Annotated in this window: 14 protein-coding genes; 4 read left to right on the forward strand and 10 right to left on the reverse strand. The window is 59.7% G+C overall.

Annotated elements, in window-relative coordinates; all coding sequences use genetic code 11:
- Positions 1-87: 87 nt before the first annotated feature.
- The 4 genes from glpD to CQ041_RS01685 all read right to left on the reverse strand — a co-directional run bounded on the left by glpD (position 88) and on the right by CQ041_RS01685 (position 5199).
- Complete coding sequence (gene glpD / locus CQ041_RS01670) at positions 88-1626, reverse strand: glycerol-3-phosphate dehydrogenase (RefSeq protein WP_105520677.1); 1539 nt, start codon at positions 1624-1626, stop codon at positions 88-90.
- A gap of 292 nt (positions 1627-1918) precedes the next feature.
- Positions 1919-2674, reverse strand: a complete 756-nt coding sequence (locus CQ041_RS01675; protein ID WP_017526345.1) for a DeoR/GlpR family transcriptional regulator — start codon at positions 2672-2674, stop codon at positions 1919-1921.
- 83 nt (positions 2675-2757) lie between these two features.
- Complete coding sequence (glpK, locus tag CQ041_RS01680; RefSeq protein ID WP_105520676.1) at positions 2758-4263, reverse strand: glycerol kinase GlpK; 1506 nt, start codon at positions 4261-4263, stop codon at positions 2758-2760.
- Positions 4264-4341: 78 nt separating this feature from the next.
- Positions 4342-5199, reverse strand: a complete 858-nt coding sequence (locus tag CQ041_RS01685) for an MIP/aquaporin family protein (protein ID WP_105520675.1) — start codon at positions 5197-5199, stop codon at positions 4342-4344.
- Between the two features lie 327 nt (positions 5200-5526).
- Here CQ041_RS01685 and ybaK point away from each other — a divergent pair, with 327 nt between their 5' ends.
- The gene (ybaK, locus tag CQ041_RS01690) at positions 5527-5997 is read left to right on the forward strand and encodes a Cys-tRNA(Pro) deacylase (protein ID WP_105520674.1); all 471 of its coding nucleotides are present in this window, start codon (positions 5527-5529) and stop codon (positions 5995-5997) included.
- An 89-nt stretch (positions 5998-6086) separates the two neighbouring features.
- On the opposite strand, the gene CQ041_RS01695 is transcribed toward ybaK, so the two are convergent.
- Both CQ041_RS01695 and argF read right to left on the reverse strand, forming a co-directional pair.
- Positions 6087-7196, reverse strand: a complete 1110-nt coding sequence (locus tag CQ041_RS01695; RefSeq protein ID WP_105520673.1) for an ABC transporter ATP-binding protein — start codon at positions 7194-7196, stop codon at positions 6087-6089.
- Positions 7193-8113, reverse strand: a complete 921-nt coding sequence (gene argF, locus CQ041_RS01700; protein WP_105520672.1) for an ornithine carbamoyltransferase — start codon at positions 8111-8113, stop codon at positions 7193-7195. The genes CQ041_RS01695 and argF overlap by 4 nt, the downstream gene beginning before the upstream one ends.
- A 424-nt stretch (positions 8114-8537) precedes the next feature.
- Here argF and CQ041_RS01710 point away from each other — a divergent pair, with 424 nt between their 5' ends.
- Positions 8538-10646 (forward strand): molybdopterin oxidoreductase family protein, encoded by a 2109-nt coding sequence (locus CQ041_RS01710; protein WP_105520671.1) that lies wholly within the window; start codon positions 8538-8540, stop codon positions 10644-10646.
- A gap of 77 nt (positions 10647-10723) precedes the next feature.
- On the forward strand, positions 10724-11062 hold the full coding sequence (grxD, locus tag CQ041_RS01715; RefSeq protein WP_033896413.1) for a Grx4 family monothiol glutaredoxin: 339 nt from the start codon (positions 10724-10726) through the stop codon (positions 11060-11062).
- 93 nt (positions 11063-11155) lie between these two features.
- On the opposite strand, the gene bfr is transcribed toward grxD, so the two are convergent.
- The gene (gene bfr, locus CQ041_RS01720) at positions 11156-11626 is read right to left on the reverse strand and encodes a bacterioferritin (RefSeq protein WP_043048827.1); all 471 of its coding nucleotides are present in this window, start codon (positions 11624-11626) and stop codon (positions 11156-11158) included.
- A 201-nt stretch (positions 11627-11827) separates the two neighbouring features.
- Positions 11828-12046, reverse strand: coding sequence for a bacterioferritin-associated ferredoxin (locus tag CQ041_RS01725; RefSeq protein ID WP_010564137.1), 219 nt, complete (start codon positions 12044-12046; stop codon positions 11828-11830).
- Positions 12047-12290: 244 nt separating this feature from the next.
- On the opposite strand from CQ041_RS01725, the gene CQ041_RS01730 reads away from it, so the two are divergent.
- Positions 12291-12893, forward strand: coding sequence for a peroxiredoxin (locus tag CQ041_RS01730; RefSeq protein ID WP_071487543.1), 603 nt, complete (start codon positions 12291-12293; stop codon positions 12891-12893).
- A gap of 65 nt (positions 12894-12958) precedes the next feature.
- Here the strand turns inward: CQ041_RS01730 and rnt are convergent, their stop codons facing one another.
- Entirely contained in the window at positions 12959-13633 is a 675-nt protein-coding gene (gene rnt, locus CQ041_RS01735) for a ribonuclease T (RefSeq protein ID WP_105520670.1), read from the reverse strand.
- On the reverse strand, positions 13630-14676 hold the full coding sequence (gene pyrC, locus CQ041_RS01740; RefSeq protein ID WP_105520669.1) for a dihydroorotase: 1047 nt from the start codon (positions 14674-14676) through the stop codon (positions 13630-13632). The genes rnt and pyrC overlap by 4 nt, the downstream gene beginning before the upstream one ends.
- Between the last annotated feature and the right edge of the window lie 50 nt (positions 14677-14726).

The following is a 14726-nucleotide window of genomic DNA, read 5'->3' on the forward strand; positions in this document are numbered from 1 at the left end:
CAATGGCGTTCGGAAAACCGAATGAAAAGGCAGGCATAAAAAAGCCCCTGAACCTTAGGGTGCAGGGGCTTTTTCAGGATTTAACCGTCAGGCCGCTTCAATCTTGCCGCGATTCTGCTCAACCTTGGACAGGTAGCGTCGCACATTGTCTTGTTCTTCAAGCGTGGTGAACAAACCCAGCTTGGTACGGCGCCACAAAACGTCCTGCGGCTGAGTGACCCACTCTTCGGCACAGAGGTAGTCGACCTCGCGGGTGTACAGGCCGCCACCCAAGTGCTCGCCCAGGTCGGCAAGCGTCTGCACGCCCTCCAGCAAGCGCCAGGTGCGGCTGCCATAGGTGGTGGACCAGCGACGGGCGATTTCGCTCGGTACCCAGTCGAATGTGTTGCGGATAGCGTCGGCCAGGGCTTCTGGCGTGGTCATGTCTTCGCCGCCGGGCAAGCTGGCCTTGGCAGTCCAGCTCGGGCGCATCTGAGTGAAGTACGGCGCCAGTTGGGCCATCGCCGATTCGGCGAGCTTGCGATAAGTAGTCAGCTTGCCGCCGAATACCGACAGGATCGGCGCTTCGCCACTGCCGCCGGACAGCGCCAGGGTGTAGTCGCGGGTAATGGCCGACGGGTTATCCGATTCATCGTTGCACAGCGGGCGCACACCGGAGTAGGTGTGGACGATGTCGTCGCGGCTCACTTGTTTCTTGAAGTGCGCGTTAACCACTTTAAGCATGTAGTCGGTTTCACCTTCGGTGATCGCAACCTTCGCCGGGTCGCCGGTGTATTCGCGGTCGGTGGTGCCGATGATGGTCAGGTGATTCAAGTACGGAATGGTGAAGACGATGCGCTGGTCTTCGTTCTGCAGAATGTGCGCATGCGCGCCTTCGTACAGTTTTGGCACAATCAGGTGGCTGCCCTGGATCAGGCGGATGCCGTAAGGCGAATCCAACTTCAGGTCGTCCTTGATGAACTTGGCGACCCACGGGCCGGCTGCGTTCACCAGTGCACGGGCACGGATCGAGAACAGGCTGCCATCGGCCCGCTCCATGTTCATTTCCCACAGGCCCTTGCTGCGGTGGGCGCTGATGCAACGGGTCTGGGTGTGAATGTGCGCGCCTTTTTCGCGAGCGGCCATGGCGTTCAGCACCACGAGACGGGCGTCATCGACCCAGCAGTCGGAGTACTCGAAGCCTTTGGTGATTTCGCTTTTCAACGGGCTCTCAGGGCCGAACTTGAGGCTTTTCGAACCGGCCAGCTTCTCGCGCTTGCCAAGGTGGTCGTACAGGAAAAGGCCTGCGCGGATCATCCACGCGGGACGCAGGTGCGGACGGTGCGGCAACACAAAGCGCATCTGCTTGACGATGTGCGGGGCCTTGGCCAGCAGCACTTCGCGTTCGGCGAGGGCTTCGCGGACCAGGCGGAATTCGTAATGTTCGAGGTAACGCAGGCCACCGTGGATCAGCTTGCTGCTGGCGGACGAGGTGTGACTGGCCAGGTCGTCCTTTTCGCAAAGGAATACCGACAAACCGCGCCCGGCTGCGTCTGCTGCAATGCCGACGCCATTGATCCCGCCGCCGATAACGGCCACGTCATAGACTTCGGCAAGCGGTGGAGCAGGCAAGGTGGAAGGGTTCATCGGCTGGCCTCGCGATTTATTCGTCTTGGAATTCGAACATTAATGTTCATTTGCGAAAATGGTAGCTGATAAATGCGCGCGCAGCCAGCCGACTTCGATTGAAAAAACTCATCGAAGGGCCGCGAAAGGAAAATTTGTGAACATTTATGCAGTCCAGCCATGGATAACTGGCTGTCAGACAGATCGCTATCGGGGGCAAGCCCCCTCCCACACTGGTCGTGTTCACAATTCAAGATTTGTGAATGCGTTAAAGGTGGGAGGAGGCTTGCCCCCGATGGCGGCGCTGCAGGCGCTACACGACTTCCAGCCGAACCTTGTGCTCATTGAGCAACTGCACCAACGCCGGCACCGGCTGTTGGTCGGTGACCAGGCAGTCCACCAGGCTGATCGGCCCGAGGCGGATCATGGCATTGCGCCCGAATTTGCTCGAGTCCGCGGCCAGGATCACCTGGCGGGCATTGGCGATGATCGCCTGTGAAACTCGCACTTCCTGGTAATCGAAATCCAACAGGCTGCCGTCTTCATCGATGCCGCTGATGCCCACCAAGGCAAAATCCACCTTGAACTGGTTGATGAAGTCCACGCTGGCTTGACCCACCACGCCGCCGTCACGGCGCACATTGCCGCCGGTCAGCAATACATCGAAGTCGTCCTTGGCACTGAGCATGGTGGCGACGTTGAGGTTGTTGGTGATGATTTTCAGGTGATTGTGATTCAGCAACGCACGGGCGATGGATTCGGTGGTGGTGCCGATATTGATGAACAACGAGGCGTGATCGGGGATCTGTGCGGCGATGGCTTCGCCGATGCGCTGTTTCTCGTCGCGCATCTGATCGGCGCGCATGGCGTAGGCGGTGTTTTCGACACTGGAGTCATAGGCCGCGCCGCCGTGGTAGCGGCGCAGCAGATTGGCGTCCGCCAGTTGGTTGATATCGCGGCGGATGGTTTGCGGTGTGACGACAAATAGCTGCGCCATTTCCTCGATGCTGACATAGCCGCGTTCGCGGACCAGTTCGAGGATTTGTTGTTGGCGGGGAGGCAGATTCATGGGGCGTCCTTTGGGCTGCCATACAAAAGTGGCCCATGATGACGCAGGAATCTGCTCCCTGCCAGTTACAACCCGAGGTTGGCTTATTCGGCGCCTTCGTGAGGCTCCCAGTCACGGGTACGGCTGACCGCTTTCTGCCAACCGGCATACAGCTTCTCTTTTTGCTTTTCTTCGAGCTGAGGTTCGAATTCGCGCTCGATCACGGCCTTGCCACGCAACTCGTCCAGGCTGCCCCAGAAACCACAGGCCAGGCCGGCCAGGTAGGCTGCGCCCAGTGCGGTGGTCTCGCGCATTTGCGGGCGTTCGACCTGGGTGCCGAGGATGTCGGCCTGGAATTGCATCAGGAAGTTGTTGGCGACGGCGCCACCGTCCACGCGCAAGGCCTTGAGGCGTTCGCCGGAGTCCTGCTGCATCGCATCGAGTACGTCGCGGGTCTGGTAGGCAATCGACTCCAGCGCTGCACGAATAATGTGATCCACCCGTACGCCACGGGTCAGGCCGAACAGGGCGCCACGGGCGTAGGGGTCCCAATAAGGCGCGCCCAGGCCGGTGAAGGCGGGCACCAGGTACACACCGTTGCTGTCCTTGACCTTGCCGGCGAAGTATTCAGTGTCGTGGGCGTCATTGATGATCTTCAACTCGTCACGCAGCCACTGCACGGTGGAACCGCCGTTGAAGACTGCGCCTTCCAGGGCGTAGGCCACTTCGCCACGGGGGCCGCAGGCGATGGTAGTGAGCATGCCGTGCTTGGATTTCACCGCTTTGTCGCCGGTGTTCATCAGCAGGAAGCAACCGGTGCCGTAGGTGTTCTTGGCCTGGCCGGCTTCGACGCACATCTGGCCGAACAGTGCGGCCTGTTGGTCACCGGCAATACCGCCGATGGCGATGCCGCTTTTGGTGCGGCCGTAGATTTCCGAAGACGACTTCACCTCAGGCAGCATTTCGCGCGGCACGTCGAGGATCTCGAGCATCTTCGCGTCCCACTCCAGGGTGTGGATGTTGAAGAGCATGGTGCGCGAGGCGTTGGTGTAGTCGGTGACGTGGGTCTTGCCGCCGGTAAATTTCCAGATCAGCCAACTGTCGATGGTGCCGAACAACAGCTCGCCGTTGCGCGCACGCTCGCGGCTGCCTTCGACGTTGTCGAGGATCCACTTGAGCTTGGTGCCGGAGAAGTACGGGTCGGTGACCAGGCCGGTGGTGTCGTTGATGTATTGCTCGTGGCCGTCGCGCTTGAGCTGCTGGCAGATCTCGGTGCTTCGGCGGCATTGCCAGACGATAGCGTTGTAGATCGGGCGGCCGGTGATTTTGTCCCACACCACGGTGGTTTCACGCTGGTTGGTGATGCCGATGGCGGCGACCTGGTCATGGTGCAGGCCGGCCTGGGCCAGCGCTTCGACCATCACCGCGCTCTGGGTGGCGAAAATTTCCATCGGGTCATGCTCGACCCAGCCAGCTTGCGGGTAGTGCTGAGTGAATTCACGCTGGGCGGTGCAGACCACGTTGGCGTCACGGTCGAAGATGATCGCCCGCGAACTGGTGGTGCCTTGGTCAAGGGCGATGATGTAGTTCTTATTCTGAATGTCGGTCATGTCGAATGCCTTGGAAAATAAGAAAATCGGTAATCAGCCTGGGCCGCAAAAAGGGCAGGTGCGTCCAGGCTGGCGCTATCAGGAAATACGGGTCTTGCCGTTGACAGCCGTGTCAGGTGTTTCTTCAGCTATAGCAGGTGCGGCGCTCGGCAGATGGCGGGCAATCAGGCCGCGATAGGCCGCGGCCCCGAGGCATGCACCCACGATCGGGCCGAAAATCGGCACCAGGAAATAAGGAATGTCGCGACCACCGGTGAAGGCTATTTCACCCCAGCCCGCGAAAAAGGTCATCAGCTTGGGCCCCAGATCCCGCGCCGGGTTCATCGCGAAGCCGGTGAGCGGGCCCATGGCGCTGCCGATCACGGCGATCAGCAAACCGATCAACAGCGGGGCCAATGGGCCGCGCGGCAGGCCGTTGTTGTCATCGGTGAGGGCCATGATCACGCCCATCAGGATGGCGGTGATGACCATTTCCACCAGGAACGCCTGGGCAGTGCTCAGCAGTGCGTGAGGGTAGGTCGAGAACACCGACGCCATTTCAAGGCTGGCCTGGGAACCGCGGACCATCTGGTGGGTTTGTTCGTAATCGAAAAACAGGTTGCTGTAGAGCGTGTACACCAAGGCCGCGGAGCAGAAGGCACCGGCGATCTGGGCGAGGATGTAGAAAGGCAGCTTGCGCTTGTCGAAGTCGGCAAAAATGCACAGGGCGATACTCACCGCCGGATTGAGGTGCGCCCCGGAAATGCCGGCGCTCAGGTAGATCGCCATGCTGACGCCTACCCCCCAGATGATACTGATTTCCCACAGGCCAAAGCTGGCACCCGCGACCTTGAGCGCAGCGACACATCCTGTACCGAAGAAGATCAAAAGCGCAGTCCCCAGGAATTCGGCCATGCATTGGCTCGAAAGTGAAGGCTGTTGAAGAGCAGTTGTCATGGAAAACCTCAGTTGTTGTTCTTGTCTGGCGCACCGTCTCAACGGGCGGTTGCGCGATTTTCACCGTGAGAAGGATCCCCATCCTGCACGCGGCTTACTGCTTGAATACTGTAAGGCTATTCTTACTGTATTCGGAAACGAAAAAATATAGACAAGAATCACTGCTGTCAAAGGTCGAAAGTGAACCGTCAGTCACATTCAAACTATTGGTCTGATGAATGATCACGGTTGTCACATTAGTTCCTCACCTTAAGACTGGCCGTACTAGAGCGTTTTGCGTGGGCTTGGCCTAGAATTGGCCACCTGTTTTCCACGCTCGGAGACGCCATGACCCCCGCTTTGGATTTGTTGAAAAAAGTTCGCGCCGAACATCGTATCCACAGTTATGAACATGATCCGAAGGCTGCGTCGTATGGCCTGGAGGCTGCGGAGAAATTGAGCCTCGACCCGGCGCAGGTGTTCAAGACCTTGTTGGCGAGCAGTGAGAAGGGTGAATTGCTGGTGGCAGTGGTGCCGGTCGTCGGAAGTCTGGATTTGAAGGCGCTGGCTCAGGCCGCAGGCGTGAAGAAAGTCGAAATGGCTGACCCGGCAGCGGCGCAGCGTTCTACTGGCTATTTGCTCGGGGGCATCAGCCCGTTGGGGCAGAAGAAGCGCTTGCGCACCTTTATCGACGAAACCGCACAGGCGTTCGCGACGATATTTGTGAGTGCGGGGAGGCGGGGGTTGGAAGTGGAGTTGCCGGCGGCGGTGCTGGCCGAGCATACCCAGGCGAAATTCGCGCCGATCGGGCGGCCCTGAAACCCATTTTTTGAAAGCCGTGGAGATCAAATGTGGGAGGGGGCAAGTCGAATCGTCGCACCGCCCCTCCTACTTTTGAGCCAGCTTTGTCAGTTGGCTGGGCTGTAGCGCCTAACACCTGAGTCGGTTTGCGGAATCTGCGCCGCAACACTGCCAGAAGCCTTGAACAGCACTAAATGCTCCGCCGCTACCCGAATCCCCACCTGCGCACCAACCTGATGGTCAGCGTGACTCGGGAAAATCGACTCCAGCTGCGCGCCCGTTGGCAGTTGCAGGCGGTACAAGGTTGACGCTCCGAGGAATGTCTTACCTACGATCCGCGCTGTCAAAGCACTGTCTGGCGCGTAGACGATATCGTCCGGCCGCAGCAACACATCCACTGCGCCACCGATAGGCCAGGAATACGCACGGTTACCGCGCAGGTCACCCAGCTCAGTACTCACCGACTCCGGCGAGCTCAACTGGCCACGGATGAAATAACCCTGGCCGATAAAGCTCGCAACGTAAGGCGTCTGCGGCTCGTGATACAGGTTGTAGGGCGTGTCCCATTGCTCAAGCCGGCCTTCCTTGAAGACGCCGACCTGATCGCTCACCGCAAACGCTTCTTCCTGATCATGGGTGACCAGGATTGCACTGGTGCCGCGTGCCTTGAGTATGTCGCGCACCTCATGGCTGAGCTTGCGGCGCAGCTCACCGTCGAGGTTGGAGAAGGGTTCATCCAGCAGCAATAATTGCGGCTCCGGCGCCAGAGCGCGGGCGAGGGCGACACGTTGCTGCTGACCACCGGACAGTTCGTGGGGAAAGCGCTTGCCCAGGTTCTTCAGGTTGACCAGTTCCAGCAATTCGGCAACCACGCGGTCTTTTTGCGGGTGCTTGCGGATGCCAAAGGCGATGTTGTCCGCCACGCTGAGGTGGGGAAACAGTGCGTAGTCCTGGAACACCATGCCGATGCGACGTTTCTCCGGAGCCAGGGTGAAACCGGCGCTGGAGATCACTTCGCCCGCCAGGCTGATTTCACCGTCGTGCACCGGTTCAAAGCCGGCTATGGCGCGCAGGGTGGTGGTCTTGCCACAGCCCGACGAGCCCAGCAGGCAGCCGATATCACCGGCGTTGAGGTGCAGGTTGAGGTTCTGCACCACCCGTTGATCTTGATAGCCGCATGCCAGATTGCGCAGGTTCAGCAGAAATGGCTGGCTCATGCGTGGTGGTACGCCGGTTCAACGAGGAATTCGAGCAAGGCCTTTTGGGCGTGCAGGCGGTTTTCGGCCTGGTCCCAAGCGACTGCCCGCGGGTCGTCGAGTACGTCGAGGCTGATTTCTTCGCCACGGTGAGCGGGCAGGCAGTGCATGAACAATACGTCCGGCGCGGCCAGGTCGAGCAGGGCGCGAGTCACCTGGTAGGGAGCGAACTGGGCCAGGCGCTTGGCGGTTTCTTCTTCCTGGCCCATGGAGGTCCAGACGTCGGTGCTCACCAGGTGTGCGCCGACCACCGCGTCACGCGGGTCACGTACCAGGGTCACACGGTCGCCGGCCAGCGCCATGAAGCGCGGGTCTGGCTCGTAGCCTTCCGGGCAGGCAACGCGCAGTTGGAAGTCGAACTGGATCGCCGCTTCTATATAGCTGTTGCACATGTTATTGCCGTCGCCGATCCAGGCCACCGTCTTGCCCTGGATCGAGCCGCGGTGTTCGAGGAAGGTTTGCATGTCGGCCAGCAACTGGCAGGGGTGCAGGTCGTCGGACAGGCCGTTGATCACCGGCACGCGGGAATTGGCCGCGAATTCGGTCACGGTGCTGTGGGCGAAGGTGCGGATCATCACCACATCGAGCATGCGCGACATCACGCGGGCGCTGTCGGCGATCGGCTCGCCACGGCCCAGTTGGGTGTCGCGGGAGGACAGGAACAGTGCCTGGCCGCCCAGTTGGATCATGCCGGCTTCGAAGGACACGCGGGTACGGGTCGATGACTTCTCGAAAATCATCCCGAGTACACGGTTTTTCAAAGGCTCGAACAGTACGCCGCGGTTACGCAGGTCTTTAAGCTCAATGCCTCGACGGATCACGCTGACCAGCTCTTCGGGCGTGCAATCCATCAGGGAGAGAAAGTGCCTTGCGCTCATCATTAACTACCTTTTTGCAACAGACCGCAGATACTCAAAGCCTTGTTTATTGTGACAACGGGCGAGACCTGCGGCGAAAGCCGCACGGGGCGACGAAATAGGGGAAGGCGCGATATTGACATTAAATGTCGCGTCTTACCAATAGGGCTACGGTGTTTAAGGGTGTTCAAGAAGGGCGCGGGAGCGCTTTTGAAGACGATTTCCATACGGCAGCGGGCCATTTGTACACTGGCCTCGCAACCTTTTGCAATGCGCGGGGGCGGGGCCAGGCCCGGTTGCGTCGGTTTCAGGGCGCGCCTCGTGGTATTTGAAACATTTGCACATGGCTTGGCCTGATGCGGGCTGATTCACGGCGCGAACGTTGATAGCGTGGGGGAGGGCTGCGGCCCATAGTTGTGCCAAAGCCCTATAAAAGAGACTGGCCATGACCAAGACTCTCCACCACCGTGCGTGCCATCTGTGTGAAGCCATCTGTGGCCTGACCCTGGAAACCACGCAAGCCGATGACGGCAGCCTGGCGATCAGCTCAATCAAGGGCGATGCGCTGGATACGTTCAGCCGTGGCCACATCTGCCCCAAGGCGGTGGCCTTACAGGATATCCAGAACGACCCGGACCGCCTGCGCCAGCCGATGCTGCGGGTGGGTAGCGAATGGCAGCCTATTGCGTGGGATGAAGCCTTCACGCTTGTAGCCGAGCGACTCGCGAGCATTCAGGCGCGGCATGGGCAGAATGCGGTCGCGGTGTATCAGGGCAACCCCAGCGTGCATAACTACGGGTTGATGACCCACAGCAATTACTTTCTCGGCCAGTTGAAGACGCGCAATCGGTTTTCCGCGACCTCGGTGGACCAGTTGCCCCATCACCTCACCAGTCACTTGATGTACGGGCATGGCCTGTTGCTGCCGATCCCGGACATCGACCATACCGACTTCATGCTGATCCTGGGCGGTAACCCGCTGGCCTCCAACGGCAGCATCATGACCGTGCCGGATGTGGAGAAGCGCTTGAAGGCTATCCAGGCGCGGGGCGGCAAAGTGGTCGTGGTCGATCCACGCCGCAGCGAGACGGCGGCGATTGCCGATCAGCACGTGTTCGTGCGCCCGGGTGGGGATGCGGCATTGTTGTTCGGGGTGCTCAACACCTTGTTTACCGAGAACCTGACGCGTGTCAGCCATCTGCCGGTTGAAGGCTTGGAGGAGGTGCGCATCGCCATCGCCGGGTTCACGGCCGAGGCGATGAGCCGTCAGTGCGCCGTCCCTGCCGAGCAGATTCGCCAATTGGCGCGGGACTTTGCTGCCGCCGACACGGCGGTGTGCTACGGGCGCATGGGCGTCTCGACGCAGGCGTTTGGCACGCTGTGTCACTGGCTGGTGCAGCTGATCAACCTGGTGACCGGCAACCTCGATCGGGTCGGCGGTGCCCTCTGCACCACCCCGGCCGTGGATCTGGTGGCGTCCACCGGCGGTGGGCATTTCAATCGCTGGCAGAGTCGGGTCTCGGGCCGCCCGGAGTATGGCGGCGAGTTGCCGGTATCCGCCTTGGCCGAAGAAATGCTCACCGAGGGTGAAGGGCAAATCCGCGCACTGGTGACGGTGGCGGGCAATCCGGTGCTGTCGACACCTAACGGTCGCCAGTTGGAACAGGCCCTGGACGGTTTGGAGTTCATGGTCAGTGTCGATCTTTATATCAACGAGACCACGCGTTACGCGGACCTGATCCTGCCGTCCACCTCGGCGCTGGAGAATGACCACTACGACACGACCTTCAATATGTTTGCGGTGCGCAATGTCACCCGCTTCAATCGTGCGATCTTGCCCAAGCCAGTGGGGGCGTTGCATGACTGGGAAATTTTTGTCGGCCTTGCCCAGGCATTTGCAGCTCGGACGGGAGTTGCCCTCAAGCCAACCCTGGCGCCTGCGCAGATGATTGATTTTGGCTTGCGCGCTGGGGCTTATGGCGACGCGTCGCCTCATAAACTGTCGGTGGCGATGCTGGCAGATCATCCCCACGGCGTGGATCTGGGGCCACTCAAGGCCAACCTGGCGTCACGCTTGAAAACAGCGGATGGCAAGGTTCAGGCGGCACCGGCGGTGATCCTCGCCGATCTGGCGCGGTTTGCTGCACAGCCAGTACCGGTAGCGGATGAGCTGTTGCTGATCGGCCGTCGACATGTGCGCAGCAATAATTCCTGGATGCATAACTATCACCGCCTGGTGAAGGGCAAACCCCGTCATCAGTTGCTGATGCACCCCGACGACCTGGCGAGTCGGCAGTTGAGTGATGGCCAGCGAGTACGGGTCAGTTCCCGTATCGGCATGATCGAAGTGGAGGTGGTTGCCAGCCTGGACATGATGCCCGGTGTGGTCAGCTTGCCTCACGGCTGGGGGCACGCCCGTCCGGGGATGCAGATGGCGATTGCCAGTGGCCAGCCGGGGGCGAGCGCCAACGACCTGACTGACGAGCGGCAGGTTGATGAGTTGTCGGGCAATGCTGCGCTCAATGGCGTTCCGGTGCAGGTGGCAGCCGCCTGAGCACGGTGCTGGAATTTTGCGTTACAATGCGCCACCGTGCCGACCTGTGAGTCGCAAAGTTCCAGCCGAGGTGTTCCATGGATATCATCGAAACGATCAAAGAGCAGATTGCCAACAACACCATTCTGCTTTACATGAAGGGCGCGCCAAACGCTCCTCAGTGCGGTTTCTCCGCGAAGGCGTCCCAGGCCATCATGGCGTGCGGCGAGAAATTCGCTTACGTGGATATCCTGCAAAACCCGGAAATCCGCGCCAACCTGCCGAAGTACGCCAACTGGCCTACGTTCCCACAGCTGTGGGTTGCGGGTGAGCTGGTCGGCGGTAGCGACATCATCGTCGAGATGGCGGCTGATGGTTCGCTGCAAACGCTGGTCAAAGAAGCCGCGGCAAATGCGGCGGCCAAGACCGACGCCTGATTTGCCGGCAATAAAAAGCCCCGCTTCTCGAAGGAGAGCGGGGCTTTTTTATGGTTCTGCAGGAGCGAGTAAGCGCTCCCGCAATAAGGTGGCTTATTCACCCATCTGCGATTGCAGATAATTTTCCAGGCTGACTTTGTCGATCAGGCCCAGTTGGGTTTCCAGCCAGTCGATGTGTTCTTCCTGGTCTTCGAGGATATCTTCCAGCAGTTCACGGCTGCCGAAGTCGCCTTTGGTTTCGCAGTGAGCGATGGCGGCCTTGAGGTCGCTGTGGCTTTTGCGCTCAAAGCCCAGGTCGCTGCTGAGCATTTCCTGGGTGTGCTCGCCGATGTTCAGCTTGCCCAGGTCCTGCACGTTCGGCAGGCCTTCCAGGAACAGGATGCGCTTGATCAGCGCATCGGCGTCCTTCATGGCCTTGATGGATTCTTTGTATTCACGCTTGCCGAGCTTTTCCAGGCCCCAATCGTCGTACATGCGCGCATGCAGAAAGTACTGATTGATCGCGACCAGTTCATTGGCAAGGATTTTGTTGAGTTGCTGGATGACTGAGATGTCGCCTTTCATGACTGGGGTCCTGCCCTGTAATCGCTGTGTATAAAGCGGAGTTTGAGCGGCGATAACCTTAGTGTCAAACCTAAGTTATTGAATAATAAATGAAAATTAATCGGAATAAGAATGTTTGTGTTCCGCGTCTTGACGCTAACTAATTGAATTACAGGCATAAAAAAACCGGACACGAAGTCCGGTTCTTTAAAACACGCCCAATCAGGCGTGTGTAAATTCTGCTGAATAGGGGAGCGCGGCCTGGGCTGTCTGCAGCTGCGTCAGGGTTTCCCGTACTACTTGCTTGGCGAGGCAAGCACATTTACCGCACTGGCTGGCAACGCCGGTGGTTTCACGCACTTCCTTGTAGCTGCAGCAACCTTCGTAGATTGCTTCGCGGATTTGTCCGTCGGTGACGCCGGTACAAAGACACACATACATAAGGGAGAACCGTCGCGGGTTTAGGGCTTAAGTGCGATGGATCTTAATGTTAACGAGAATGATTGTCAAAGTAGATTCGCAGGGTATCGACCCGAACTGACCCTGCGCTGACGAACGGTTTTTTCAGTGTATGATGGTCAGTCTTCACGAAGCGTGACTGCGTCACGGGGCTGTCGCTTTACGGCGGCAGACTCAGGGCCGGTCCTTTTACTTCAATCGTCACCCTCACATCAGGAGATACCCAATGAGCGTACTCGTCGGCAAACAAGCCCCGGATTTCGACGTACCCGCCGTCCTCGGCAATGGCGAAATCGTAGACAGCTTCAAACTGTCCGAAGCCATCAAAGGCAAATACGGCCTGGTGTTCTTCTACCCGCTGGACTTCACCTTCGTCTGCCCTTCGGAGCTGATCGCTCTGGATCACCGCATGGACGATTTCAAGGCGCGCAACGTTGAAGTGGTCGCTGTCTCCATCGACTCCCATTTCACTCACAACGCCTGGCGCAACACCGCCATCAACGATGGCGGCATCGGCAAAGTCAAATACACCATGGCTGCCGACCTGAAACACGAAATTGCCAAGGCCTACGACGTTGAGTCCGAAGGCGGCGTGGCTTTCCGTGGCGCGTTCCTGATCGACGACAAAGGCGTGGTTCGCTCCCAGATCGTCAACGACCTGCCGCTGGGTCGTAACATGGAAGAGCTGATCCGTCTGGTTGACGCCCTGCAATTCCACGAAGAGCACGGTGAAGTCTGCCCTGCCAACTGGAAAAAAGGCGACAAAGGCATGAACGCTTCGCCAGAAGGTGTCGCGGCTTACCTGACCGAGAACGCTGGCAAGCTGTAAGCCAGGTTCGAGGTACAAAAAAACCGGCCTGTAAAGGCCGGTTTTTTTATGCGTGGGAAACGACCCTAGTCGCCGAAATCTTCCCAACCGCCCATCTGCTTCCAGCGGTTGACGATGCCGCAGAACAGCTCGGCCGTCTTTTCGGTGTCGTAGCGGGCCGAGTGGGCCTCACGACCGTCAAAGTCGATGCCGGCTGCCTGGCAGGCCTTGGCCAAAACGGTTTGACCGTAAGCCAGGCCAGCCAGGGTCGCGGTGTCAAAGCTGGAGAAGGGGTGAAACGGGTTGCGCTTCATGTCCAGTCGCGCCACGGCGGCGTTCAGGAAGCCCAGGTCGAAGCTGCTGTTGTGGCCGACCAGGATCGCGCGTTTGCAGCCATTGGCCTTCAACGCTTTGCGCACACCCCGGAAGATATCGGTCAGCGCCGCTTCTTCACTCACCGCCATGCGCAGTGGGTGATCGAGCTTGATCCCGGTGAACTCCAGGGCCGCTGCTTCGATATTCGCACCTTCAAACGGTTCGACGCGGAAGAAGTGGGTGTGGTCGGGGTAGACGAAGCCCTGTTCATCCATGCCGATGGTGGTTGCGGCAATTTCCAGCAGTGCGTCGGTGGCGCAATTGAAACCACCGGTTTCTACGTCGATGACAACCGGCAGATAACCGCGAAACCGCTCGGCCATCGGATGACGGGAACCGCCGCCGCCACTGTGCTCGTGTTCGTCGTCGTAATGGTCTTCACTCACTTGCTTTCCTCCAGCAGGCGCCAGCGCAGTGTTTCACCGGCGCGCAGCGGGATGACGGTCAGCTCGCCAAAAGGCAGGCTGGCAGGGGCGGTCCAGTCTTCACGAACCAGGGTGATGCGGTCGGTATTCGCCGGCAGGCCGTAGAAACGCGGGCCGTGGAGGCTGGCGAAACCTTCGAGTTTGTCCAGGGCGTTGCGCTGCTCGAAGGCTTCGGCGTACAGCTCGATTGCCGCGTAGGCGGTGTAGCAACCGGCACAGCCGCACGCAGCTTCCTTGGCGTGCTGGGCGTGGGGCGCCGAGTCGGTGCCGAGGAAGAACTTCGGGTTGCCGCTGGTGGCGGCATCCAGCAAAGCCACCTGGTGGGTGTTGCGCTTGAGGATCGGCAAGCAGTAGAAGTGCGGCCGGATCCCGCCCACCAGCATGTGGTTGCGGTTGTACAGCAGGTGGTGCGCGGTGATGGTCGCGCCCACGTTGGCCGAGGCCTCGGTGACGAACTGCACGGCATCGGCCGTGGTGATGTGCTCGAACACCACCTTGAGCGTCGGGAACAACTCCACCACACGGCGCATGTGCTCGTCGATGAAGATCTTCTCGCGGTCGAACACGTCCACGTCGCCACGGGTGACTTCACCGTGGATCAACAGTGGCATACCGACTTCGGCCATGGCTTCGATGGCGGGCAGGATCTTGTCGATGCTGGTCACGCCGGAGTCGGAGTTGGTGGTCGCGCCGGCCGGGTACAGCTTGGCGGCGTGCACGTAGCCGCTGGCCTTGGCTTCACGAATTTCTTCGGGCTGGGTGCGGTCGGTGAGGTAGAGCACCATCAACGGTTCGAAGCGGCTGCCGGCCGGCCGCGCAGCGAGGATCCGCTGGCGATAGGCATCGGCTTCAGCGGCGTTGCGCACCGGAGGTACCAGGTTAGGCATGATAATGGCGCGGCCAAACGTGCGCGCTACATCGGCCACGGTTTGGGGTAACGCAGCACCATCGCGAAGATGAATATGCCAGTCGTCGGGACGCAGCAGGGTCAGGCGGTCGGACATTGGGGATTCCAGGCGGGTCAATCTGGGGCGAATGCTACCGGAAAAGACTC

It is taken from the genome of Pseudomonas sp. MYb60 (assembly GCF_002979555.1).
Lineage (GTDB): Bacteria > Pseudomonadota > Gammaproteobacteria > Pseudomonadales > Pseudomonadaceae > Aquipseudomonas.